We start from the raw sequence: 22179 nt of genomic DNA on the forward strand, positions 1-22179 counted from the left end.
TCCCCGGAAGATCCCGGACCGCGTGGACAATGGCCGCATGGACTTCGCGATCCAGAGGGAAGCCATGGTGGCGCTGCTCCGGGAGCGCCAGGCCATCGCCGAACCCGTGGCCGCGGCCATGCTCGCGGTGCCGCGCCACGTCTTCGTGCCCGGTGTCGCGCCCGAGGACGCCTACCGCGACGAGCCCATCGTCACCAAACGCGACGACGAGGGCCGGCCGATCAGCTCGTCCTCACAGCCCGCGATCATGGCCATCATGCTCGGCCAGCTCGGCGTGGAGCCGGGGCACCGGGTGCTGGAGATCGGCGCGGGCACCGGCTACAACGCGGCGCTGCTGGCCCGGCTGGCGGGGCCCGGTGGCCGCGTGGTCAGCGTGGACATCGACGAGGACGTCGCCGGCCAGGCCAGACGGCACCTGGCCGCCGCCGGGCCGTTGCGGGCCGAGGTGGTCTGCGCCGACGGGGGCCTGGGATGGCCCGATCTGGCCCCGTACGACCGGCTGATCGCCACCGTGGGCGTGTGGGACCTGGCGCCGGCGTGGCTGGCGCAGCTCGGGGCGGGCGGGCGGCTGGTGGTGCCGCTCGACCTGCGCGGGGTGCAGGTGTCGGTGGCCATGGAGCGCGACGGCGACCATTGGGTCAGCCGGTCCGTGGCGCCGTGCGGGTTCATGCGGATGCGCGGGCCGTACGCCGGGACCGAGGTCACCATCATGCTGCGCCGGGATCCGGACCTGGTGCTCGGCCTGCCCTGGCCGCGCGAGGTCGGCGACGTGGCGGCCGTGCTCGACACCGCGCCCACCGACGTCGCCATCGGCGCGGAGCCGGCGTCGCCGTTCCTGGCCGGCATGGGGGTCTCGCTGTGGCTGGCGCTGCACGAGCCCCGCTGGTGCGCCCTGGCCGGCAAATCGGCCGCCACCGGGTACGCCGCCACCGCGGGGATCGTCGAGGGCGACAGCATCGCCGTCCTCGCCATGGAGGGCCCGCTGGCCGCCCGCGGCCACGGGCCCGACGGCGGCCGGCTGGCCGAGGAGCTGGCCGCGCACGTCAGAGCCTGGGATGAGGCCGGCCGCCCCGAGGCGACCGCCCTGCGCATCGAGGCCCACCCCAGCCCCGCCACCGGCTCCGGCGGCCGTTCCTTTGACGAGGCGGAGCTCGAGGGGGCCGTGGTCATCCGGAAGCGTCACACCACGCTGGTGGTCGCTCTCAGGTGACGGTCCACTCGCCGTCGCGGATCAGGTCGCGCCCGGCCAGCTCCTCCACCTCCCGCCACGCCTGCAACCGCCGCGGCGTGACCCGGAAGTAGTGGTAGGAGCCGCTCTCCTCGCGCGGATCGAAGCCCGTCTTGGCCGCGAACGCGTCGCCCACCTCCGCCGGGATGTCACCGGCGGGCGTCGCCTGCGCCGTCCCGTCGATGAGCACGACGTCGCGCACCAGCCCGACGCCGATCCGCGCCCGGCCGTTGGCCAGCAGGTTACGGGCGGTGACCGAGGCGCTGGCCGTGGCGATCAGCAGGACGGAGCCGTCCCAGAGGAACGACAGCGGCACCATGTAAGGCTCCCCGCCCTCGCCGGCGGTGGCCACCCAGACGTCGACGTCGTGCTCAAGACGCTCCAGGGTGTCCTGTCTGCGCTGCTCAGGGGTACGCGGGGCGGGTCGGGTCATGGGGTCCTGGCTCCTGTCCGAGGTGACGGATCGTCCCCGTCATTATTGGCGACGACGCCGAAGGCGAAATACCCGGGGAGCATCCAGGCGACGGTTACGCTCTGTATTTGATCTGTATCACGATGTCATAGGAAAACTCATGCGCCTTCGCCTGATCCCGCCTCTGTCCCTGCCCCTGTCCCTGGCCGCCGTGGCCCTCGCCGTCCTGCCCGGTTGCGGCGCCGACGTGCCGCAGGACGCCGCGGCCCTCGCGCCCAAGACCGACGCCCAGCCGTCCGAGCAGGACAAGACCTGGATGCGGGCCATCCACCAGGGCAACCTGGCCGAGGTCCAGGCCGGGCGGCTGGCCAAGCACAAGGGCGTCGGCCAGCAGGTCGAGGCGGTCGGCGAGATGCTCGTCAAGGACCACACCAAGCTCGACGCCGCGCTCACCCAGGCGGCCACGCGACTCGGCGTGCAACTGCCCACCTCGCCGAGCGCCGGGCAGCGGCAGGACCTTCTGCGCATGGAGGACGCCACGGGCGAGGACTTCGACCAGGACTTCCTGTCCAGCATGATCAAGGCGCACAAGGCGGCGCTGGCCGCCACCAAGACGGAGATCTCCAAGGGCTCCTCGCCGGCGGTGGTGGCGCTGGCCAAGACCGCGGCGCCGTCGCTGCAGGAGCACCTGTCGGCGCTGCGCAGGGCTCAAGGCGACTGACGGCGCAGCGTGACCGAACGAAAGCGCGCGGTCGCCATGCGAAAACGTGGCGCGAATCCTGGGTGGCTTTATGGCGATATGGGGTATTCATCCCATTTGAACCAGGACGACATCACATCGGGGGGATCGTCGTGGCCATGCAAACAGAGATCCGCCACCTGCTCGACTGTCACGTGGTGGGTTCGGACGGACAGTCGATCGGCAAGGTAGGCCAGGTCTACCTCAACGATCAGACCGGCGAGCCGGAGTGGGTGACGGTCCGCACGGGATTCTTCGGCATGAAGCAGACCTTCGTGCCGCTCTCCAACACCCGCCACTCGGGAGAGGAGATCCACGTCCCCTTCGACAAGGAGATGATCAAGGGGGCGCCCAACATCGACGCCGACGAACGCCTGTCGCTGCGGGAGGAGGCCGACCTCTACCGCTACTACGGCATGCGGCCGTCCACCATTCCGCAGCAGCGCACCAGCGGCGAACCGAGCATGGGAACACCCATCACCGGAGAAATGCGCGACGGCCTGATGGACGACGGTCTGATGGACGAGGGCGATATCGACATGACGATGTCGGAAGAGCGGCTGCACGTCGGAAAGGAGAGCAGGGAGACCGGCCGCGTCCGCCTGCACAAGTACGTCGAGACCGAGAACGTGCACGAGACCATCCCGCTCTCGCACGAGGAGGTCGTGATCGAGCGCGAGCCCATCCGCGACGGAGAGGCGCTCGGAACGGCCGAGATCGGCGAGGAGGACCGGCAGATGATCCTGCACGAGGAGCGCCCGGTCGTCGGCAAGGAGACCAGGCCGGTCGAGCGCGTCCACCTGCGCAAGCGGGACGTCGAGCACGAGGAGACCGTCGAGGGCCAGATCCGCAGGGAGCGGCTGGAGATCGACGAGGACGGCACCATCGGCGACGAAGCCATGGACGAACCCATGGACGGGCTGAGGGATGAACGCGGCATGCTCGGCCGCGACGACGACATCCCGCCGGAGCGGTGAGCATTGAGAAGATGAAGGCGCCACGTGGAGGGCGGCCCGGCCGCACCTTCGCGGGCGCCTATGACTTTGAATGACGATATTCGGCAACCGGCGGAAAACTTTGTCGTCCGAAATCCCGGGCGCTTATGAATAGAGCTCGACCTCGTTCAGAATCCCGCACTCCCGCCCTATTTCCGGGTCGCAACCGGACGTGGGCTCGACGACGATCTTGACATGCCGGGCCGCGCGGCCGATCTCGTCGTACCGCAGGGCGTGGTCGGTCCTGCCGGTGATCGTGACGACCGGTTCACCCCAGGAGCGGCCGTCGTCGGAGACGTAGACCCGCGCACCGGCCGGATGCCCCGGGCGCAGGCTGAGGCCGATGCGGCTGAGGTGGTGACGCCGGCCCAGGTGCAGGACGTAGCGGCCGCGGCCGGCGGCGACGGCGCTGGACCAGTAGCCGGTGCTGCCGTCGATGGCCCCGGAGGGCCGGGCCCTCGGACGGTACGGGCTCGACCAGCGCATGGTGGTCTCGATCCGCAGGCGGCCGCTGTGGCGGAGCGCGGCCAGGTCGAGCCGCCGGCCGCCGCCCGGGGTGGCCACGGTGAACAGCAGGCGCTTGACCGCGTACCAGCCGCCGTACTCGAACAGGCCGTGCGCCGGGCACGTCGTCTCGTTGAGCAGCCCGTCGGGGTTCACCCCGGGCAGTTTGCAGTTGTCGAACACCTGGATCAGCCGGTGCGCGCCGACGGCGGCCAGGCCGGTGTAGCCGGACGAGCCGTGCGTGTCCCAGATGCCGTCGCGGTTGTGGTAGGTCACCCGCGGCTCCAGCCACTCCTCGCCGAGCCCGTCGGGCGAGACCGCCATCCAGTTGTCGGGCCGCCCCGCGCTCAGCACGAGGACGCCGCCCGGCGTCAGCAGCAGCCGTGGCGCCACGCCGCGCACCACGCAGTCCTGGCCGGTGAAGCGCACCTCGCGCACCGGCGACCAGGTGCGGCCGCCGTCGGTGGAGCGGCTCTGGTGGAGTGTCGAGTACGGGCCGCCGTCGCGGCGCAGCACCGCCAGCAGGCTGCCGTCGAGTGTCTGCTCCAGGGCCGCCTCGTTGTAGACGAACTCCGCCGAGGGCTCGGCGATCACGCCGCGCCGGGCGAAGGTGCGGCCGCCGTCACCACTGGCGTACACCTCGGCCTGGTACGTCCCCGTATGGCCGTACCGGGCGTAGGCCGTGATCAGGATCGTGCCGTCGGCGAGCTGGACCGGCGCCCCGTGCGCCGCGCCGCCGTGCAGCAGGTCGCCGGGCGTGCTCAGCGTGGCCTCCGAACGCACCCAGCCCTCCTCGTCGTCCAGCGAGGACGAAGTGAGCACCCCCAGGCGCGCCGTGTGCGGATCGGTCCTGGCCAGGTAGTACTCGGTGGCGAAGTAGCGGCCGTCGTGCAGCTCGATCGGTGACTCGCGCAGCGGTGTCTGGCTCGACGGGCCGAAGGTCAGCCCGCCGTCCGCCGACACCGACGCGGCGTTGGTCAGGGTGACGACCTTGTCCACGTTCGTGGTGTAGGTCGTGATCACCTTCTGCGCCGGGGCGCCGTCGCGGCCGATCGTGTCGAGGGCGGAGACGTTCGGGAACCCGGCGAAGTCCAGTCGTTCCGACTCGGTCGGCTCGGGTGCCGCAGGGGGCGGATTGGGATGAATCCAGTCTAGTGAGGAAGCAGTATCGATCAGGTAAGCCCCGCTCGGCGCGGACTGCTGGGAGTGATCCGGTAGCACGCAGTAACCGGCCCCGGCCTGCGCCGGACCGGCCTGCGCGGGCAGTCCGGCGGCCACCGACATGGCCGCCACCACGGCTCTGTGCACCACCAACGGCTTGCTCCTCGACCGTCGTACCCGATCACCGCACCGTACGGACTCTAGATCATCGGGCTCCCGAAACACGGCATTCACCTGCGGGAAGTCGTGCGTTCACGCGTGGGCCGCCGTCGCGCCCCCAGGGAAGCCGGGCATCTCCGTAAAGTGACAGTTGACAGAAAACCCCGGTCTGACGACGATCGGGGCGGCACTATTAAGTGCCAATTTACGAGGGTCGAGAGGACCCGCGGGTCAGGAGGTGGCCCCAGATGAGCATCGAGCCGAGGGCGAAAGTGGCCCCAGAGCGAGTGCTACCGGGCCCCGTGCCCATGACGCCGGAGACGGCCGCGCAGCAGCGGGTCGTTCAGCGGATCTGCGCCAGGGTGGCGCCCGCCGGCCTGGACATCGGCGTCGGCGAGTTGCCCCCGGGCGGCCTGCAGGTGTGGATCGACACCGCGGCGCCGGTGGGGGCGCAGGAGTCATGGGTGCTCTACCACCGCATGGCGCGCGAAGTGGCGCTGGTCGGCTGGCACTGCGAGGCGGACGCCGACCGCCTGCTGGTGCTGGGCTGGAGCGCCGCGTGCCTGCACAACCGCGTACGCCTGCTGCAGAGCGGGCTGCGCCGGCTGAACGACTTCGAGCCGACCGCCCAGCGGGCCGTGCAGGTCGGCGGCCTGACCCCGGGCGACGCGCTCGACGGCCAGCCCCCTGCCCTGCTCGTGGCGAACGTGTGCGCCGCGATCGAGCGGCGGCTGCGCTGGCCCGAGCGGCTGGCCGAGCTCGACGGGTTCGAGCGCTCCTCGGGCCTGCCGCACCTGCAATTGCTCCTCGCCCAGGTCGTCGGCCTGGAGGCGAAGGTCGCGGGCGCCTGCGAAGAGCACCTCGTCATGGCACGGGTGCTGGCGCGGGCCGTCTGCGAGCACTACGCGCGGCACGCGGACCTGAGCCGCGCGCAGCGCGAGGTGCTGGCGGAGGCGCGCCGCTGGGTGCACGCCAGCTCCATGATCCGCGGCTCGGCCACCGCACGGCCGGGCTCCAACGGCGCCGGCCGTCCCCACATGGGGCTGGCGGAGCGCCGCATCGCCGCGAGCGTCATCAACCACGGCGTGCCACGGGCCACCCCCGCGGCCGTCACTCCACGATCCGGAAACGCCGGCATCAACGACGGCATCAACGACGGCATCAACACCGGCATCGAGGAGGACGCGCGCTGACCTCGAGCCGCTCAACGGCGAGCGGTCGTCCGGAAAACCCCATACGAATCCGGCAGGAGAGCTCCCGTCATGCGAACCCCCCCGCATCTCCCCGCCCGCTCCAGGCGGGACCACACCGACCACGTCCGGCGCCACCCGTACGGCCTGCACGAGGTCCCCGCGCAGGCGCCGCCGCGCGGCACGCTCGACCTCCCGCCCATCGACCCCGCCCCCGAACCCGGTGACCACGCCGAGCGGCGGCTGCTCGAAATCAGGGAGATGTCGAACCAGGCCATCGGCTCCATCGACGACCTGCTCCAGCACACCGTCTGAGCGGTGCGCCCCAGCGGCTCCCGGCCGGGAGCCGGAAGAGCGATAACTCACCTTTGTGAGGAGAGCCATGCAGGGATCACCGCGACTGGAGCTGAGGTCGCGTGACGTCGGCGGCCATCAGCCGCGGACCGTGGCGGGGGTGGACGCACCGCGCGGCCTCGACGAGGTACGCGCACTCGTACGGCAGGCCATGGCGGCCGGGCTCCGCCTGTACCCGATCAGCACCGGCAGGAACTGGGGCATGGGCTCGGCCATGCCGGTCACGGACGACAACCTGGTCGTCGACCTCAGTGGCATGAACCGGGTACGCAGCCTCGACCTCGACGACGGCTTCGCGGTCATCGAGCCGGGAGTGACCCAGCGGCAACTGGCCGCCGTCCTGCGCGACACGCCGTGGATGCTCAACGTCACGGCCTCGTGTGCCGACACCTCCGTGGTCGGCAACGCGCTCGACCGCGGCGACGGCTGCATCCGCTCCCGCGTCCACGACGTGGCCGGGATCGAGGCCGTGCTGGCCGACGGCAGCGTCGTCACCACCGGCGGGCTGGACCCGGCGGGGCGCTACCACGGCCGGGTCGCCGGGCCCGACCTGACGCCCGCCTTCATCCAGCACAACCTGGGCATCGTCACCGCCATGGCCGTGTCGCTGGTGCCGCGCCCGCAGACCATCGGGCTCGTTCACGGCCGCATGGGCCGCGACCAGGTCGGCGCCGCGGTCGGCGCGATCACCGGATTCCTGCGCCGCGGCAACCCGGCCGACGGGCTGCTCCGCGTACGCGAACTCTCGCTCACCCCCGCCGGCGGCGACTGGATGCTGCCCGCCGGCGTCGACCCCGGCCTGTTCACCGTCCTCGGGCCGCTCATGGGCAGTGACGCCACCGTCGAACTGGCCGAGGAGCTGCTGCGCAAGGCGCTCATCGAAGTCGAGGGCGCCGAGGCGCTGCGCGTCGTGGACGCGGCCGAGGTGAGCCCCGATGACCCGCTCTACCCCAGGGCGCTCATGGCGCAGGGCATCCCGACCTGCCGCGGCGTGCACAACGCGCTCGGCGTGACCTCGTGCGACCTGATCGACGAGGGCGAGATGGGCTTCCTGGCGCTGCTGCCGCTGCTCCCGATGCACGCGCGGAGGACCGAGCACCTCCTGGCCGCCCTGCGGACGGCCGTGGACGCGCACAGCACCGCCCTCATGGTCGAGTGGAACTTCGTCGGCAAGCACCTGGCCAACGGCGTCATCCAGATCTTCTTCGAACGTGGCGCGCCCGGCGCGCCGTACCGGGCGCACCAGCTCCGCAACGACGGCAACTGCCTGCTGCGCGGGCACGGCTGCGCCATCTACCGCTCGGACATCGACCACGCCGCCGCCGACGTGTGGTCGGAGACCAGTACCGCCAGCCTGGGCATGCTGCACAGGCTCAAGACCGCGCTCGACCCGGACGGCCTGCTCTCGCCCGGCCGGTACGGCGCCTGAACCACCCCGCCCGCACACGCCGGAGTGTGCGCGCGAGGCCGACATAACGGCTCTTCCGAGGAGGGGACCACGTGCGTTCGTCACCAGCGGCCGTCCGGGGGACGGGCACGGCCGGCGCGACCCGCCGTCACGCAGTGATGCTGCGACTGGTCGGCGCGGGCGTCATGTTGACGGTGATGGCCGACACCACGGCCACCACACTGGCGGTCGGAGTCCTGCGGTACACCCCCGCGGGCGCCGGCATGCCACTCGGTGACCTGGTCTGGCTGACCAGCGCGGCGTTCATCCCGATCGCGGCGCTGCTGGCCACCGCGGGCCGATGGGCCGACCTGTTCGGCCGCCGCCGGGTGCTGGCGGTCGGGCTCGTGATCTTCATCCTGGGCGGGATCGCCACCGTCACCGTCGAACCCTGGTCGTACGTGCTGGCCGCACGGGCCGTCCAGGGCGCCGGCGCCGCCGCGATGATCCCGGCCAGCCTCGGACTGCTGCTCGGGGAGTTGCCGGAGGCGCAGCGGCGCGGTGCGATCGCGCTGTGGAGCTCCGCCTCCGGGCTGGGCTGCCTGCTCATGCAGGCGGGCGGCGGCTGGCTGGCCGCCACCGTCGGCTGGCGGGCCCTGTTCGTGCCCGACGTCGTCATCGGCGTCGCCCTCCTGATCGCCTGCACCACGCTCCCGCCCGGCAAGCGGGTCAAGGCCAAGGGCATCCCCGACGTGCTCGGCGCCTGGCTGCTGGCGGCCGGCATCGCCGTCGTCGTGCTGGCCATCTCCAAGGCCATGGCCTGGGGCACGGACGTGCTGTGGCTCGGGCTCGCGGCCCTCGCGCTGCTCGGGCTCGCGCTCGCGCAGGCCAGGCACCACCGCCTGCCCGCCATCGACCTGGCCCTGTGGCGGCGGCCCCGGTTCGTCTGGGGCTGGCTGGCCACCTGGGGCTTCGGCGCGCTGTCGTACGGGCTGCTGACCGTACAGCCCCTCTACCTGCTCCACCTCGGCTACCCCATGCTCGAAGTGGCCATGTGGCTGACCCCCACCTCCGTGGCCGTCGTCGTCACGGCCTTCCTGGCCGGGCGCGTCGTCAAACGGATCGGCGCGTACGGGCTCATCTACGCGGGCTCGCTGCTCTGCGGCGGCGCGTGCGTGCTCGTGCTCACGCAGGCAGGTCCCACCGTGTGGGGCCTGGTCGCCAGCGTCGTCGTCGGCATCGGAGTGGGCGCGCTCGCGCCCGGCACCTCCGTCGCCACCACCCTGGCCGCCCGCCCCCACCAGTACGCCTCCGCCGTCGGCGCGGCCACCATGGCCCGCATGGTCGGCGGTGCCGTCGGCGTCGCCGTCGTGTCGGTCGTGATCGACCACCCGTTCATGACCGGGCCCTCCGCGGGCCTGGCCGGAGCGCTCGCGACGTGCGTCGCCATCTCGGTGCTCATCGGAGCACTGGCCCTCACGAAGATCACCCGGCTACGGCCGGACCCGGGTGACGTCATGATCAAGGTGCCGCGCCGGCTGCTCCTCGAGCTGCGCATGACCCTGGCCACCGTCGCGGCCGAGGCCGACGCGCTGCTGCCAGTCGAGACCCGCACACCCCCCATGGACCACATCCCGCGGCCGCGGACGGCCGAACCCGGTCCGCTCGCAGGCACCCGCGGGCATACGCACTAGTTCAACCATTCGAAAGGGCTCTCGTCATGGCAACCACATCGTGCGACGTAGCCATCGTCGGCGCCGGGCTCGGCGGCTGCTTCCTGGCCTTGCTGCTGGGCCGCCGCGGGCAGAACGTCGTGGTCATCGAGCAGGGACCGTCGGTCCCGAGCGCGGGCGCCGACTTCCTCAAGCCTCCTGGGCTGCGGGTGCTCGCCCGGCACGGACTGGCGGATCTCGTCGGACGCCATGGCCTCAGGCGCGACCTCATCCGGTATTACCACGATGGCGACCCCATCCAGGACTGCCGGTTCCCCGACGGCGGCTTCCTCATCCGCCCGTACCGGGAACTGGTCGAACTCATCTACACCTCCTGCGCGATGGAGGGCGTCGAGTTCTGGTTCGACGCGAGCATCGCCGACATCGCCGTGGTGGAGCGCCAGGTGGAGGAGCTGACGCTCAGCGACGGACGGAGGCTGCGGGCCGGCGTCGTGATCGGCGCCGACGGCACCAAGTCCGCCGTACGGCAGGCGCTCGGCATCGAACAGCGCACGATGCCGTACGAGCGGCTGCTGATGCGGGTGGCCACCGTCCCGCTGAGCGCCAGCGTCGCCCAGCTCAACCGGCTGTACTTCAGCTCGGAGGGCTGGCTCACCTACCTCTATCCGCTCAACAGGGACCAGGCCAGGGTGTTCGTGGGCTTACCCCCGGAGGACGACAAGGAGATCTTCCAGGACGGCATCCCCGCCCTGCTCGACGAGCTGAAGAAGTTCGTCACCGAGAGCTCCGACGCCTTCAACGCGCTGCAGCCCGCCACCTGGCAGCGGATCAAGGTCTCCGCGATGCGCGTGGACGCCTACCACCAGGGCAACGCGGCGCTGCTGGGCTCGGCCGCGTTCGCCTGCCACCCCATGACGGGGATGGGCATGAGCTACACGCTGCACGACGCCGAGATCCTGGCCGACGTCATCTGCGCGGCCGGGGACGACCGCGACCTGCTCGACCGGCTGCTCTCGGCCCGCTACGAGCCCCGCAGGGAGGTGCACCGGCAGCTCATCGACTACGGCGACGCCCTGGCCGCGAGCTTCAGGAACCGGACGGCCTACCTCGCGGCCTTCCGCCCCGAACTGCACGTGCACGGCGTGACCGCGGCCCCCGAGCCCATGCCGGCCCTCCAGCCGACCTGAGCTGGCGCCCCCGCCGCCTGCCGTTCCCCATCAGGTGAGGTCGTCCACTGCCACGCTGAGTGCGCTGGGCCGGTCCGATCCCCAGGCGGCGGGAGCGCCGTACGCGCTCCCCATGGTAGGGCCTGCACTACCGGAAAACCGGGTGACAGCGGGGGTCCGCCCGCACCCGTTCTCTCGCGATGCTGATGACTGATCACGTACGTCGCCTCGGCATCGGAGGGCACTTTGACGGTGATGGACACGCCTCGCACGGGGGCACGGGGGAGCGACTTCGCGAAACTGTCGCGCCGCATCGCCCAGGCGGGCCTGCTGGACAAGCGGCCCGGCTACTACGCGGTCAGGATCGGGCTGGTGGCCGGGCTGTTCGCGGGAAGCTGGGCGGTGTTCGCCGCGATCGGCGACTCCTGGTGGCAACTACCCATCGCGGCGCTGCTGGCGGTGGCGTTCGCGCAGGTCACCCTGCTGGCCCACGACCTGGCGCACGGGCAGATCTCCCGCTCGCGGCGGACCAGCAGAATCGCCGGGCTGGTGGCCGGCAACCTGGCCGTCGGCCTCAGCTACGGCTGGTGGATGGACAAGCACACGCGCCACCACGCCAACCCCAACCACGAGGACCACGACCCCGACGTCTCGCCCGACATCCTCGTCTGGTCGGAGAAGCAGGCCGGGCACAGCCGCGGCATCGCCCGGTTCATCGGCCGGCGGCAGGCGTTCCTGTTCTTCCCGCTGCTCACCCTTGAGGGGATCAACCTGAAGGTGTCGAGCTTCCGCGCGCTGCGCCGGCCGTCGCTCAAGGGCAGAGGGCTCGAAGGGGCGCTGCTGTCGGCGCACGTCCTGGCGTACCTGGGCGCGGTGTTCCTCGTGCTCCCGCTGCCCAAGGCCCTGCTGTTCCTCGTCGTCCACCAGGCGTGCTACGGCGTCTACCTCGGGTGCACGTTCGCGCCCAACCACAAGGGCATGCCGGTGCTCACCGCCGAGGACGAGCTGGACTACCTCCGCCGCCAGGTGCTCACCTCGCGGAACGTCCGCGGCGGGCGCCTGATCAACACCGCGCTCGGCGGCCTCAACTTCCAGATCGAGCACCACCTGTTCCCGAACATGCCGACCGCGAACCTGCGCAAGGCACAGCCCATCGTGCGCGAATACTGCGAGTCGCTCGGCGTCGCCTACGTCGAGTGCGGCCTGATCGAGTCATGGCGCCAGGCGCTGCGCCACCTGCACGAGGTGGGCAGGCCGCTGCGCGAGGTCAGGACGTGACGATCAGCTCCAGACCCCCGAAGTCCTCCCTGAACTGGTGACCTGCCTCGGCCAGGATGGTCCGCAGCGCGAGCTGCACCGCGGCCCGGATGGTGGCGTACTTGACCAGTTGCTCGGCCGAGGTGCCCCAGGTGACGACGACACCGCGCGTGGGGTCGTGCCAGACGCCGAGCCCTCCATCGGCCGACATCAGCGACGGCTCGATGGTGAAACCCGCGTCCGATAGCTCCTGGCGGACCTGACGTTCCAGGTCCGGGCCGGCGCTGAAGGCGGTCTCCATCGCCGTCCGCTGCCCGGGCGCTCCGGTCGTGAACCTCCGGGAACGAGCGAACCGTGTAAGGATGGCGGATGTGTCCTCCGCGCTACCCTCCGTGCCGCCTTCCGCGCCACCGTCCGCGCTGGTCGCCTCTGCGGTGCTGCGCCTGTCGCGGGCCGTCGTGTTCGCGACGGTCTGCGGAGTGGTGTCCGCGGGCGGGCACGCGCTGGCCGGCGGGGCCATGGTGCCGTTCGGGGTCTACCTGGCCGGAGTGCTGGCGGCGCTGGGGCTGGCGCACCTGATCGACGGGCGCGAGCGCGGCCTGCCCGCCGTGCTGGCGGCGACCGTGAGCACCCAGATGGTGCTGCACCAGCTCTTCGAACGGCTGGCACCGGGCGCCGGGCCCGACCCCGCGCACGGGCATCCCGCGCCCGGCATGGTGCTGGTCCACCTCACGGTGGCGGCGCTGACGGCGTGGTGGCTGCACCGGGGCGAGTGCGCGCTGTGGCTGCTGATCCGCCTGTACGGCGCGCCGCGCCCGATCATCAGGCCGCTCGCGGCCGTAACCGTCACCGACATCGCCGGGCCGCCGTCGTGGCGGCCCATGACGGACGACGTTCCCGCGCACGCGGGCAGGGTCGTCTCCCGCACGATCAGCAGGCGAGGTCCGCCCGCCGCGCCGCGTCACTGACGCTTCGCGCGCGTTCCTCTTTCCGCCTCTTTCGCCTCGCCCGCGTCCGGACACCGGCGCCACGGGCCCGGTCGTCCGGAAGATCATTCTGGAGACCCATCATGGCATTCCTGCCGCGACCCGTCCTCGGGGCGGCGCTCGCCTGCGCCGTTTTCCTGACTTTTCCTGCTTCGCCCGCTTATGCCCACGACACGCTCAAGCGCAGCTCACCCGCCAAGGACGCCCAGGTCTCCTCGCTGGAGGAGATCGAGCTCGAATACACCGCGAGCGTGAAGTTCCCGTTCGTCGTGCTGCACGACGCGGCCGGCAACGAGGTCGGGCTGAGCAGGCCGCGGCTCTCCGGGCCCACGGTGACCGCCGAGGTCACGGGGCCGATCGCGCCGGGCGCCTACACGATCGCCTGGCGGGTCGTCTCCTCCGACGGCCATCCCATCGAGGGCGAGATCCCGTTCCGCGTGAAAGGATCACGTTCTCCAGCGGCATCGGCATCGTCGGTGCCGTCCACTGAGCCGTCGGCCGTAGAGTTCACGGCGACCGCCGTCCCGCCCGCCGCGCCGGCGGGGGTGCCGGTCTGGATCTGGGGCGGGCTGGCGGGGCTTGTCGTGGTGGGCGCGGTCGTCGCGATCAGGACCTCGCGCCGTGCTCCGGATCGGGAGGACGCGGATGCGGATTGAGCAGGCCAGGCGGATCGCCCGGCAGTGGGTGCTGGAGGAGGGCGCCGCGCTGCCCGGGTTCGGCGGGGCGTTCCTGACCGGCTCGGCGCTGTGGGACGACCCGCGCGCCGAGCTGGCCCCGGCCTCCGACGTGGACGTCATGCTGGTCGCCGAACCGGCCGTGCGGCTCGGGAAGTTCGCCTACCGGGGGGTGATCCTGGAGGTCTCCTCGATCCCCGGGCTCGGATCCCCGCACGAGGTGCTGAGCGACTACCACCTGGCCGGCAGCCTCCACCTGCCCGGCGTGCTCGCCGACCCGTCCGGGCGGCTGGCCGAGCTGCAGCGCGTGGTGGCCCGCGACTTCGCCGAACGGCCGTGGGTCCTGGCACGCTGCACCAACGCCATGGACCGGGTACGCGGCTGGATCAACGGCATGGACGAATCCGCGCCGCTGCCCGACCAGGTCGCTGCCTGGCTGTTCGGCACCGGGGTGACCACGCACGTGCTGCTGGTCGCCGCGCTGCGCAACCCGACCGTCCGCCGCCGGTACGCGGCCGTCCGCGACCTGCTCGCCGAACACGGCCGCGCGTCCTACCACGAGAGCCTGCTCGACCTGCTCGGCTGCGCCGGCCTGGCCGCCGCTCGGGTGGAGCGGCACCTGGCGGCGCTGGAGCGGGTGTTCGACGCGGCGGCGCCGGTGCACGCCCCCTCCTACCCGTTCGCCTCGGACATCACCGAGCTGGCGCGGCCCATCGCCATCGACGGCACCCGGGAGCTCATCCGGCGGGGGCTGCATCGGGAGGCCGTGTTCTGGCTGGTGGCCACGTACGCGCGCTGCCTGGCCAAACGGGCGGCGGCGGGGGAGAGCGGGCACGAGGACGGGCTGCGCGAGCTGCTCGCGGACCTGGACGCCGAGAGCTTCGCCGACCGCCGGCACCGGGGCAACCTGGTGCTGGCGGCGCTGCCCGAGCTGTGGCAGACCGCCATGGCGCTGTGCTGACGTTGGATGTCAGCGGCCGCGCAGGCGGGGGAGGTCGTCGCCGTAGATGTCCGGGCTGCGGTCCACCTCGCCGATGAAGTCGCCGGGAAAGCCCAGCTCGAACGCCGTCGCCGACTCCAGCCGCGTCAGCGCCTCCTCGGGCAGCTCCACCTCCGACGCCCCCAGGTTGTCCTTGAGCTGCTCGGCGCTGCTCGCCCCGATGATCGGATGCACCCCGCGCCGCATCGCCCACGCGATCGCCACCTGTGCGGCCGTGACGCCCAGCTCGCCGGCGACGTCCAGCACGGCCCGCACCACCGTACGGTCCCGTTCACCGATCGTGCCGGGTGACACCCGGGAGGCCGCCGCGCCCGGCTCCGCGTACCGGCCGGACAGCACGCCACGCCCGAGCACCGCCCACGCCGCCACACTGAGCCCGTACGCCCGCGCCATCGGCAGCAGCTCCCGCTCCACGTCGCGCTGCAGCAGGCTGTAGGGCACCTGCAACCCCGCGAACGGCGTCCACCCGCGCCACTCGGCCAGCGTGTTGGCCCCGCTGACCACCCACGCGGGCGCGTCGGAGATGCCGGTGTAGAGCACCTTCCCCGCGCGGACCGCGTCGTCCATGGCCCGCATCGTCTCCTCGATCGGCGTGTTCCGGTCCCAGACGTGCACCCAGAACAGGTCGATGTAGTCGGTACGCAGCCGCCGCAGGCTCTGCTCCAGCGACAGGGTGAGGTTCTTGCGGTGGTTGCCGGCGGCGTTCAGGTCGGTGCGGTCGCGGGTGCCGGTGTACTTGGTGGCCAGGACGAAACGGTCACGGCGGCCCTGGAGGAGCTCGCCGACGACGCCCTCGCTGGGGCCGTACATGGAGGCGGTGTCCACGACGTTGCCGCCGGCGTCGGCGTACAGATCGAAGATGCGCCGCACCTCCGCCGACGGCTCGCCGTAGGTCATCGCGCCGAGGAACAAGTCGGAAACCCTGAGCCCGGTACGGCCCAGCAGGCGATATCTCATGATCCCCACCCTGCCGGGCCGCCCGGCCGGGAGGAAGGCCGAGCGTAGACTGGCCTTGGCAGGGACACGATAGAAAACGGACTTCCCCCTACAATCGGGGCCGTGAGCGACAACGAACTGGGCCTCTTCCTGCGCGCCCGCCGCGAGGCGATGAAGCCCGCCGAGCTCGGCCTGCCCGACGGCTCCCGGCGGCGCACGCCCGGGCTGCGCAGGTCCGAGCTGGCCACCGTGGCCGGGCTCAGCGTCGAATACCTGACCCGGCTGGAGCAGGGCCGCGACCGCAACCCGTCCGTCCAGGTGCTCGTGACACTCGCCGACACCCTGCGGATGACCCCGGTGGAGCGCATCCACCTGCGCAACCTGGCCAAGATGAGCAACGGCGCCATCGCGCTGTGCCCGGCCGGCGGGCACGCCCCCGCCAGCGCCGTGCGGCCCGCCGTGCGCGCGGTGCTCGACCGGCTGGAGCCCGCGCCCGCCGTGCTGCTCAACCGGCTCGGCGACGTGCTCGCCCACACCACCGGCTTCGAACGCCTCTACGGCCCCAGCGGGCTGCTGGAGGGCGACGCGCCCAACCTGGCCGCCTTCGTCTTCACCGACGCGCGGGCCAGGACCGCCTACCCCGACTGGGAGCAGGTCGCCGACGAGCACGCGGCGGCGCTCAAGCTGGAGGCGGGCGGCGACGACCCGTACGCGGAGGAGCTGATCGCCGAGCTGTCGTTCGCCGCCGGAGACGCCCTCACCGCCCGCCTGGCCCGGCCGCTCGAACCACCGCGGATGGCGCCCGTCGAGCGGCTCGCGCACCCGGAGGCCGGCGAGCTGCGGCTGAACCGCGAGCCCCTCGACCTCTCGGACGGCGAGCAGCGCATCCTCGTCTACCTCCCGGCCGACGCCGCCACCGCGGCCGCCATCGACCGCCTCAACGGCCGCCTGCCGGGCGCCCTGCGCGCGGTGGGCGGCTAGGCCCACGGGCGAGGGAAGGCGTCTCCGTCCAGCCGGTCGCCCGCGGCCAGTCCGAGGGGATCGGTCACGACGTGCCCGGCCCCGTTGTAGCGGGCCTCGGCGTCCATGTAGATGGTGACGTGCGCGAACCGGGCCTGGTCGGTGCGGTTGGGCAGCGCCATGTGACCGGTGTAGCCGCTGTGGAAGGTGCAGTCGCCGGCCCGGAGCGGCACGGTGACGCGGGGGATCCAGCGCAGCGACGGGTCCATCGTGAACAGGTCCTCCTCGTGGTGGAGGTCCTGCGGGAGCAGCCCGGTCCGGTCCTGGGTGCCGGGCAGGAACGTCATGCAGCCCCGCTCCGGCGGCACGTCGACCAGCGCGATCCACGCCGACAGCGGGAGCCGGTCGCCCGCGTGCGGCCAGTACGGGCGATCCTGGTGGAACTCCGTGGCGGCGTTGTTGTGCGGCTCCTTGACCAGCATCTGGTCGTGCCAGAGCCGCAGCGGGAACCCGGCGAGCCGCTCGGCGATCCGGCCGATCCGCTGGTCGAACGTGAGCTCCCGCAGTAGCGGGTCGCGCCGCCAGACGTTGACGAGCTGGCTGAAGACGCCCTGCTTCTCCAGGCTCTCCGCGCGATGCGCCGCCAGGAACGCCTCGGCGCCGGCCCGGAAGCGCTCGGCCTGGGCCGGTTCGAGGACACCTCGTACTCGGACGAAACCGTGCTCGCGGTAGGCCGACACCAGCTCGTCCGGCACCCGGCCGCCGGCGTCCACGTCCCGCTCGTGCGTGCTCGTTCCCATCACTGACCTCCAAGGTTGGGTACCGCAAGCGTCGTCGTGGCGGGCCGCCCGGGGCTAGGCCGATCCCGGCGAGTACTCGTACGATCCCGACATGCCTGACACGCTGCACGAGCACGCGCTGTTCGCCGGGGACCCGGTGCTGGCCGGGGTGCACCACCTGGAGGTCGGTGTCGAGCCGCACGCGCACGACTTCCTCGAGATCGCCGTGATCGGCGCCGGTCGCGGCCGGCACCTGACCAGCCGGGGCGCGCATCCGTTGTGGCGCGGGCAGGTCATCGTGCTCCGGCCCGGCGCCTGGCACGGGTTCCGCGACTGCGCCGGCCTGACGGTGGCCAACTGCTGCCTGTCCGCCCAGGCGCTACGGGGCGAACTGGCGGCGCTGTACGACATCCCGATGCTGCGCCGGCTGCTCTGGATCGACCCGGTGGCGTCCGGCACGCACGGTGTGGCGGTCACGACCGTCGATCCGGCCGCCGCCGACGAGGCCGTCGCGGAGATCGGCCTGCTCGGACGCGACCTCGGGGGCGATCGGCGCAGGCCCGGCCGGGTGCTGGGCCGGCTGGTCACCGTGCTCGGCGTCCTGGCCGACGGCCGCGAACCCGAACGGGAGACGCCCGAGCCGGCCGTCCACCCCGCGGTCGCCGCCACCGTCGCCCGGCTGGAGGCGGACCCCGCCCATCCGTGGCGGCTGGACGATCTGGCCCGGGCGGTCAGTGTCGATCCCGCCCATCTCGGCCGGCTGTTCAGGCGGCACGTCGGGCTGACGCCGCTGGGCTTCCTGGCCCGGGTGCGGGCCGAGCGGGCCGCCACGCTCCTGGCGCACTCGGCCCTGCCGACCGCCCGGGTGGGCGCCGCCGTCGGCTGGGACGACCCGACGTACTTCGCCCGCCGCTTCCGCGCGCTGGCCGGGCTGACGCCCACCGAATATCGGCGGCGCAGCCGTGCCGGCCGTTAGCCGCGGACGGTGAACCCCAGCGTCCCGGCCACGACCGTCGCCTGGAACGGGTCGATGATCGCGTCCTTGATCGTGACCGTGTGCGGGTCGAGCGTGCTCAGGTCGCTGCCGCGTAGGTCGCACCTGGTGAGGTCGGCCGAGTGCAGCCACGCCCCCGACAGGTCGGCCCGCCGCAGCTCGGCGCCCTCCAGCCGGGCCCCGGTCAGGTCGGCCTCGCGCAGCCGGACACCGGTGAAGGCGCTGCCGCGCAGGTCGGCGCCGGGCAGCGCGACGTAGGACCAGTCGCCGCCCTCGACCTTGAGCAGCCCGTAGGTGCAGCCGTCGAACACGCTGCCCGTCAGCTTGCACCCCCTGAACGTGGCGTCGAAGAACGAGCAGCGCGAGAACACGCAGTTGAGGAAGCGTGCGTCCTCGTGCACCGACACGTTGAACCGCACGTTCCTGAACTGGCACTCCTCGAACGAGGAGCCGTGGTCGACCAGCTCGGTCATGTCCACGTCCTGGAACAGCACCCGATGGTGGACCTCGCCGGAGATCTCCAGGCTGTCCCAGTCAGCGGGCCTGACCGTTTTCTCCGTGGGCGGCGCGTTCTTCCGGTCTGCCATGCGAACAAACTAGCGGATCGCCGTCAGGCCCGTTTGGCGATCGCGGTGATGAACGGCTGCACCAGCTTGGCCGCCAGGGGCCCGAACGCCGCCAGGATGAGCACGTACGCGGCCGCCAGCGGGCCCAGGTCGGGATGGACGAGATCGGCGCCCGCGCCCACCGCCAGGCCCGCGATGACGATGTTGAACTCGCCGCGCGGGATGAGCGCGATGCCCGCCCGCGCCTGGCCGGCCTTGGCGATGCCCGCCCGTTTGGCGGCGTACATGCCGGTCAGGAGTTTGGTGATCATGCTGACCAGGGCCAGGAGCGCCGCCAGGCCCGCCATCGGCAGGATCTTGGCCGGATCGGTCTGGAGGCCGAAGAAGACGAAGAACACCGCCGCGAACAGGTCGCGCAGCGGCGCGAGCAGCGCCTGCGCGTCCTCGGCCAGCTCCCCGGACAGCGCGATGCCGACGAGGAACGCGCCGACCGCCGCCGACACCTGCAGCTGCTGGGCCAGACCCGCCACCAGCAGCGCCAGCCCGACCACCTTGAGCAGCAGCACCTCGGAGTTGGGGCTGGACACGAACGCCTCGATGAAGCGCCCGAAGCGCAGCGCCACGATCAGCACCACGCTGACGGTGAGCAGCGCGATGCCCACCGAGATGGCCCCGCTCACCACGCCCAGCCCGGCCAGCAGCGTCGTCAGGACCGGCAGGTAGACCGCCATCGTGAGGTCCTCGAAGACCAGCAGCGACAGCACGGTCGGCGTCTCCCGGTTACCGAGCCACCCCAGGTCGGACAGCACCTTGGCGGTGATTCCCGACGAGGTGGCGTAGGTGACGCCGGCCATGGCCACGGCCGCCACGGGACCCCAGCCGAGGAGTAACGCGCAGATGGCGCCGGGCGCCGCGTTGAGCACCAGGTCGACGATGCCCGCGCGGGCGTTGCCGGTGAGGCTCGTGACCAGTTCGGAGGCGTTGTACTCGAGGCCGAGCGTGAGCAGCAGCAGGACCACGCCCAGTTCGGCGCCGATGGACAGGAACGCGTCGCTCGTCGCCAGCGGCAGCACGCCGCCGGTGCCGAACGCCAGTCCGGCGATCAGGTAGAGCGGGATGGGGGAGATTCCGGCGCGCAACGCCAGCGCGCCCAGGATCCCCAGGCCGAGCAGGACAGCACCGACTTCGAGAAAGACGACCGCGGTATGGTGCACCCGCGGCCCTACCCTTGAACCAGGATGTCGGCGACCTCGCCCGTGCTGTCCTCGCTGCCCACGACGACCACCACGTCACCGGCGCCGAACACGAAGTCGGGGCCGGGGCTGGCGAACACCTGCCCGCCGCGGACGACCGCGACGATGGAGGCGCTGGTACGCGTCCGCACCCGGGCGTCGCCCATGGGCCGGCCCGCGTACGGGGAGTCCGCCGGGATGGGGAGCTGCACGCTGACCAGGCCCTCGACCTGCTGGTGCAACTGGTTGAGCCGGGCCACGATACGGGGGGCGCCCAGGAGCTCGGCCAGGGCGTCGGCCTCCTCGTCGTTCAGCCTGACCGTGTGGCAGACCGCGTCGGGATCGTCCTTGTCGTAGATCACCAGATCGCGGCGCCCGGTGCGGTAGGACACGAGGCCGACCCGCTGACCTTTGCGGGTGGTGAAATCGTGCCGCAGTCCGATTCCCGGTAGTGCTGTTTGTTCGACCTCCACCAAACCCACCCGTTCAGATCCGCATATTTCCGGACAACCCTATCAATGGGATACCCCGTCGATCCTCGTGAGATCGCCCGCCGCCGACTTTCACGACGGGTCACCGCGGTTCTGTGCGCGCCGAGGGCCGGGCGTGCGAAACTGCTGGTGACGCGAGCCGTGCCGCGATGGCGATACCGAGGGACACACACCATGCCGACCGCTCCATCGATCCGGCTGGTCATCGTGGAGGATCACGCCATGGTCGCGGAGGCCATCGGCCTGGCGCTCGGCCGCGCTCCCGACATCGAGGTGGTGGCGCAGACCGACAGCGTCGCCGGGGCCCTGGCCGAGACCGGCAGGTGCCAGCCCGACGTCATCGTGCTCGACCGCCGCCTGCCCGACGGCGACGGCGTCGCGGCCATCGGCCGGCTCACCGCCCTCGCCCCCCGGGTCCGCGTGCTGGTGCTCACCGCCGAGGCGACCGCCTCCGTGGCGGCCCGGGTGGTGGCGGCCGGGGGCGCCGGGCTGGTGGTGAAGTCGTCCCGGCTGGGCGAGCTGGAGTCGGCGGTGCGCGAGGTGGCGGCCGGCGGGGTGGTGTTCGCGCCCGGCCTGCTTCCCGGCGTGCTCGACCGGCTGACCGGGCGGGCGGGGCACATGGGGGCGGCGCTGACCGTACGCGAGAGGGAGACGCTGCTGCTCCTGGCCGAGGGTGCCAGCACCCACGAGATCGGCGAGCGGCTCGGGGTGGCCCGCAACACGGCGCGTAACCACGTACAGCATGTTCTGGAGAAGCTGGGGGCGCGGTCCAAGCTGGAGGCGGTGGCCTTCGCGCGCAGGGACGGGTTGTTGGATTGACGCAAACGCACTAGTGAGCTTGCCGCATCTGTACCAGCCCGCCTGACGCGCTTGCGTCTCGTGACCTTCGAAGACCTCCTCGAAAGTAGATGCGTGGCGAGTAAGGAGGCGAAGCCGTACCTGGTGGACACGCGGTTGCCGGCGGAGATGGGCAGCATCACGGTGGCGCGCGGGCTGGCCCGCCGGGTGCTGGACGAATGCGACTACCGGGGGCGTCACGAAGACGTCCTGCTGGTCGTGTCCGAGCTGGTCACGAACGCGCTGGTGCACGGAGACGGCTCGCCCGCGCTGCGTCTTGAGGGCACCATGACGCACATCCGCATCGAGGTGAGCGACTCCGGCCCCGCGCTGCCCGAACCCCGCGAACCGGGCCCGGCCAGCGGCTGGGGGCTGCACGTCGTCCGGCTGCTCTCCACCGGCTGGGGCATCTCTCCAGGTGAGAGAGGTAAAGTGGTCTGGTGCGAGCTGGCCGCCCGCCTGGCTCCGCTGCAGGTGAGACCCTCAGAAGCCTGATCGG

Annotated in this window: 24 protein-coding genes; 16 read left to right on the forward strand and 8 right to left on the reverse strand. The window is 72.0% G+C overall.

The window, feature by feature from the left end:
* Nucleotides 1-37 precede the first annotated feature (37 nt).
* Complete coding sequence (gene fxlM, locus C4V41_RS32740; protein WP_103959823.1) at nucleotides 38-1210, forward strand: methyltransferase, FxLD system; 1173 nt, start codon at nucleotides 38-40, stop codon at nucleotides 1208-1210.
* On the opposite strand, the gene C4V41_RS32745 is transcribed toward fxlM, so the two are convergent.
* Nucleotides 1203-1661 (reverse strand): pyridoxamine 5'-phosphate oxidase family protein, encoded by a 459-nt coding sequence (locus C4V41_RS32745; protein WP_103959824.1) that lies wholly within the window; start codon nucleotides 1659-1661, stop codon nucleotides 1203-1205. The two genes, fxlM and C4V41_RS32745, sit on opposite strands and share 8 nt — an antisense overlap.
* Before the next feature lie 139 nt (nucleotides 1662-1800).
* Here C4V41_RS32745 and C4V41_RS32750 point away from each other — a divergent pair, with 139 nt between their 5' ends.
* Together C4V41_RS32750 and C4V41_RS32755 are read left to right on the forward strand one after the other, a co-directional pair.
* Nucleotides 1801-2361: a DUF4142 domain-containing protein gene (locus C4V41_RS32750; RefSeq protein WP_160150477.1), complete on the forward strand. Its 561-nt coding sequence runs from the start codon at nucleotides 1801-1803 to the stop codon at nucleotides 2359-2361.
* A 137-nt stretch (nucleotides 2362-2498) separates the two neighbouring features.
* Nucleotides 2499-3356, forward strand: a complete 858-nt coding sequence (locus tag C4V41_RS32755; protein ID WP_200824383.1) for a DUF2382 domain-containing protein — start codon at nucleotides 2499-2501, stop codon at nucleotides 3354-3356.
* 123 nt (nucleotides 3357-3479) lie between these two features.
* Here the strand turns inward: C4V41_RS32755 and C4V41_RS32760 are convergent, their stop codons facing one another.
* On the reverse strand, nucleotides 3480-5189 hold the full coding sequence (locus C4V41_RS32760; RefSeq protein ID WP_235030528.1) for an exo-alpha-sialidase: 1710 nt from the start codon (nucleotides 5187-5189) through the stop codon (nucleotides 3480-3482).
* Between the two features lie 257 nt (nucleotides 5190-5446).
* Between C4V41_RS32760 and C4V41_RS32765 the strand changes: the two genes are divergently transcribed.
* From C4V41_RS32765 to C4V41_RS32790, 6 genes are all read left to right on the forward strand, one after another.
* Nucleotides 5447-6391 carry a hypothetical protein gene (locus tag C4V41_RS32765; protein WP_146103877.1) on the forward strand — a complete coding sequence of 315 codons (945 nt, stop codon included), beginning with the start codon at nucleotides 5447-5449 and terminating at the stop codon, nucleotides 6389-6391.
* Between the two features lie 69 nt (nucleotides 6392-6460).
* Nucleotides 6461-6703 (forward strand): hypothetical protein, encoded by a 243-nt coding sequence (locus tag C4V41_RS32770; RefSeq protein ID WP_103959829.1) that lies wholly within the window; start codon nucleotides 6461-6463, stop codon nucleotides 6701-6703.
* A gap of 67 nt (nucleotides 6704-6770) precedes the next feature.
* Complete coding sequence (locus C4V41_RS32775; RefSeq protein WP_103959830.1) at nucleotides 6771-8171, forward strand: FAD-binding oxidoreductase; 1401 nt, start codon at nucleotides 6771-6773, stop codon at nucleotides 8169-8171.
* 71 nt (nucleotides 8172-8242) lie between these two features.
* Nucleotides 8243-9823 carry an MFS transporter gene (locus C4V41_RS32780; protein ID WP_146103878.1) on the forward strand — a complete coding sequence of 527 codons (1581 nt, stop codon included), beginning with the start codon at nucleotides 8243-8245 and terminating at the stop codon, nucleotides 9821-9823.
* Between the two features lie 26 nt (nucleotides 9824-9849).
* Nucleotides 9850-10989, forward strand: coding sequence for an FAD-dependent monooxygenase (locus C4V41_RS32785; protein ID WP_103959832.1), 1140 nt, complete (start codon nucleotides 9850-9852; stop codon nucleotides 10987-10989).
* Between the two features lie 234 nt (nucleotides 10990-11223).
* Nucleotides 11224-12246 (forward strand): fatty acid desaturase family protein, encoded by a 1023-nt coding sequence (locus tag C4V41_RS32790; RefSeq protein WP_103959947.1) that lies wholly within the window; start codon nucleotides 11224-11226, stop codon nucleotides 12244-12246.
* Here the strand turns inward: C4V41_RS32790 and C4V41_RS32795 are convergent.
* Nucleotides 12236-12526, reverse strand: coding sequence for a hypothetical protein (locus tag C4V41_RS32795; protein WP_103959833.1), 291 nt, complete (start codon nucleotides 12524-12526; stop codon nucleotides 12236-12238). The genes C4V41_RS32790 and C4V41_RS32795 overlap by 11 nt on opposite strands.
* Before the next feature lie 70 nt (nucleotides 12527-12596).
* Between C4V41_RS32795 and C4V41_RS32800 the strand changes: the two genes are divergently transcribed.
* The 3 genes from C4V41_RS32800 (at nucleotide 12597) to C4V41_RS32810 (ending at nucleotide 14846) form a co-directional block, all read left to right on the forward strand.
* Entirely contained in the window at nucleotides 12597-13193 is a 597-nt protein-coding gene (locus C4V41_RS32800) for a hypothetical protein (protein WP_103959834.1), read from the forward strand.
* A gap of 101 nt (nucleotides 13194-13294) precedes the next feature.
* A complete protein-coding gene (locus C4V41_RS32805) occupies nucleotides 13295-13867 on the forward strand; it encodes a copper resistance CopC family protein (protein WP_103959835.1) in 573 nt (190 codons plus the stop codon).
* On the forward strand, nucleotides 13857-14846 hold the full coding sequence (locus C4V41_RS32810) for a hypothetical protein (protein WP_103959836.1): 990 nt from the start codon (nucleotides 13857-13859) through the stop codon (nucleotides 14844-14846). The genes C4V41_RS32805 and C4V41_RS32810 overlap by 11 nt, the downstream gene beginning before the upstream one ends.
* 9 nt (nucleotides 14847-14855) lie before the next feature.
* On the opposite strand, the gene C4V41_RS32815 is transcribed toward C4V41_RS32810, so the two are convergent.
* Entirely contained in the window at nucleotides 14856-15842 is a 987-nt protein-coding gene (locus tag C4V41_RS32815; protein ID WP_103959837.1) for an aldo/keto reductase, read from the reverse strand.
* A gap of 102 nt (nucleotides 15843-15944) precedes the next feature.
* Between C4V41_RS32815 and C4V41_RS32820 the strand changes: the two genes are divergently transcribed.
* Nucleotides 15945-16802: a helix-turn-helix domain-containing protein gene (locus C4V41_RS32820; RefSeq protein WP_103959838.1), complete on the forward strand. Its 858-nt coding sequence runs from the start codon at nucleotides 15945-15947 to the stop codon at nucleotides 16800-16802.
* Here C4V41_RS32820 and C4V41_RS32825 read toward each other — a convergent pair.
* Entirely contained in the window at nucleotides 16799-17581 is a 783-nt protein-coding gene (locus tag C4V41_RS32825; protein WP_103959839.1) for a phytanoyl-CoA dioxygenase family protein, read from the reverse strand. The genes C4V41_RS32820 and C4V41_RS32825 overlap by 4 nt on opposite strands.
* Before the next feature lie 91 nt (nucleotides 17582-17672).
* Between C4V41_RS32825 and C4V41_RS32830 the strand changes: the two genes are divergently transcribed.
* The gene (locus C4V41_RS32830; RefSeq protein WP_103959840.1) at nucleotides 17673-18536 is read left to right on the forward strand and encodes a helix-turn-helix domain-containing protein; all 864 of its coding nucleotides are present in this window, start codon (nucleotides 17673-17675) and stop codon (nucleotides 18534-18536) included.
* On the opposite strand, the gene C4V41_RS32835 is transcribed toward C4V41_RS32830, so the two are convergent.
* Genes C4V41_RS32835 through C4V41_RS32845 form a run of 3 tightly spaced genes read right to left on the reverse strand, consistent with a single transcriptional unit; the run spans nucleotide 18533 to nucleotide 20825 of the window.
* Nucleotides 18533-19141, reverse strand: coding sequence for a pentapeptide repeat-containing protein (locus tag C4V41_RS32835; RefSeq protein ID WP_103959841.1), 609 nt, complete (start codon nucleotides 19139-19141; stop codon nucleotides 18533-18535). The two genes, C4V41_RS32830 and C4V41_RS32835, sit on opposite strands and share 4 nt — an antisense overlap.
* 23 nt (nucleotides 19142-19164) lie before the next feature.
* Complete coding sequence (locus tag C4V41_RS32840) at nucleotides 19165-20334, reverse strand: cation:proton antiporter (protein WP_103959842.1); 1170 nt, start codon at nucleotides 20332-20334, stop codon at nucleotides 19165-19167.
* A gap of 8 nt (nucleotides 20335-20342) precedes the next feature.
* A complete protein-coding gene (locus tag C4V41_RS32845; RefSeq protein WP_103959948.1) occupies nucleotides 20343-20825 on the reverse strand; it encodes a cation:proton antiporter regulatory subunit in 483 nt (160 codons plus the stop codon).
* 192 nt (nucleotides 20826-21017) lie between these two features.
* Here C4V41_RS32845 and C4V41_RS32850 point away from each other — a divergent pair, with 192 nt between their 5' ends.
* Nucleotides 21018-21662 (forward strand): response regulator transcription factor, encoded by a 645-nt coding sequence (locus C4V41_RS32850; RefSeq protein WP_103959843.1) that lies wholly within the window; start codon nucleotides 21018-21020, stop codon nucleotides 21660-21662.
* A gap of 93 nt (nucleotides 21663-21755) precedes the next feature.
* Nucleotides 21756-22175: an ATP-binding protein gene (locus C4V41_RS32855; RefSeq protein WP_146103879.1), complete on the forward strand. Its 420-nt coding sequence runs from the start codon at nucleotides 21756-21758 to the stop codon at nucleotides 22173-22175.
* The last annotated feature ends 4 nt before the right edge of the window (nucleotides 22176-22179 follow it).

It is taken from the genome of Nonomuraea solani (genome assembly GCF_900108335.1).
GTDB lineage: Bacteria > Actinomycetota > Actinomycetes > Streptosporangiales > Streptosporangiaceae > Nonomuraea > Nonomuraea solani.

Excerpts from the sequence above, each read along its gene's own strand:
- C4V41_RS32775 (WP_103959830.1), top strand. The coding sequence starts at position 6,771 with ATGCAGGGATCACCGCGACTGGAGCTGAGGTCGCGTGACGTCGGCGGC.
- C4V41_RS32790 (WP_103959947.1), top strand. The coding sequence starts at position 11,224 with ATGGACACGCCTCGCACGGGGGCACGGGGGAGCGACTTCGCGAAACTG.
- C4V41_RS32805 (WP_103959835.1), top strand. The coding sequence starts at position 13,295 with ATGGCATTCCTGCCGCGACCCGTCCTCGGGGCGGCGCTCGCCTGCGCC.
- fxlM (WP_103959823.1), top strand. The coding sequence starts at position 38 with ATGGACTTCGCGATCCAGAGGGAAGCCATGGTGGCGCTGCTCCGGGAG.
- C4V41_RS32795 (WP_103959833.1), bottom strand. The coding sequence starts at position 12,526 with ATGGAGACCGCCTTCAGCGCCGGCCCGGACCTGGAACGTCAGGTCCGC.
- C4V41_RS32825 (WP_103959839.1), bottom strand. The coding sequence starts at position 17,581 with ATGGGAACGAGCACGCACGAGCGGGACGTGGACGCCGGCGGCCGGGTG.
- C4V41_RS32785 (WP_103959832.1), top strand. The coding sequence starts at position 9,850 with ATGGCAACCACATCGTGCGACGTAGCCATCGTCGGCGCCGGGCTCGGC.
- C4V41_RS32835 (WP_103959841.1), bottom strand. The coding sequence starts at position 19,141 with ATGGCAGACCGGAAGAACGCGCCGCCCACGGAGAAAACGGTCAGGCCC.
- C4V41_RS32815 (WP_103959837.1), bottom strand. The coding sequence starts at position 15,842 with ATGAGATATCGCCTGCTGGGCCGTACCGGGCTCAGGGTTTCCGACTTG.
- C4V41_RS32810 (WP_103959836.1), top strand. The coding sequence starts at position 13,857 with ATGCGGATTGAGCAGGCCAGGCGGATCGCCCGGCAGTGGGTGCTGGAG.
- C4V41_RS32745 (WP_103959824.1), bottom strand. The coding sequence starts at position 1,661 with ATGACCCGACCCGCCCCGCGTACCCCTGAGCAGCGCAGACAGGACACC.
- C4V41_RS32765 (WP_146103877.1), top strand. The coding sequence starts at position 5,447 with ATGAGCATCGAGCCGAGGGCGAAAGTGGCCCCAGAGCGAGTGCTACCG.
- C4V41_RS32755 (WP_200824383.1), top strand. The coding sequence starts at position 2,499 with ATGCAAACAGAGATCCGCCACCTGCTCGACTGTCACGTGGTGGGTTCG.
- C4V41_RS32770 (WP_103959829.1), top strand. The coding sequence starts at position 6,461 with ATGCGAACCCCCCCGCATCTCCCCGCCCGCTCCAGGCGGGACCACACC.
- C4V41_RS32850 (WP_103959843.1), top strand. The coding sequence starts at position 21,018 with ATGCCGACCGCTCCATCGATCCGGCTGGTCATCGTGGAGGATCACGCC.
- C4V41_RS32830 (WP_103959840.1), top strand. The coding sequence starts at position 17,673 with ATGCCTGACACGCTGCACGAGCACGCGCTGTTCGCCGGGGACCCGGTG.
- C4V41_RS32750 (WP_160150477.1), top strand. The coding sequence starts at position 1,801 with ATGCGCCTTCGCCTGATCCCGCCTCTGTCCCTGCCCCTGTCCCTGGCC.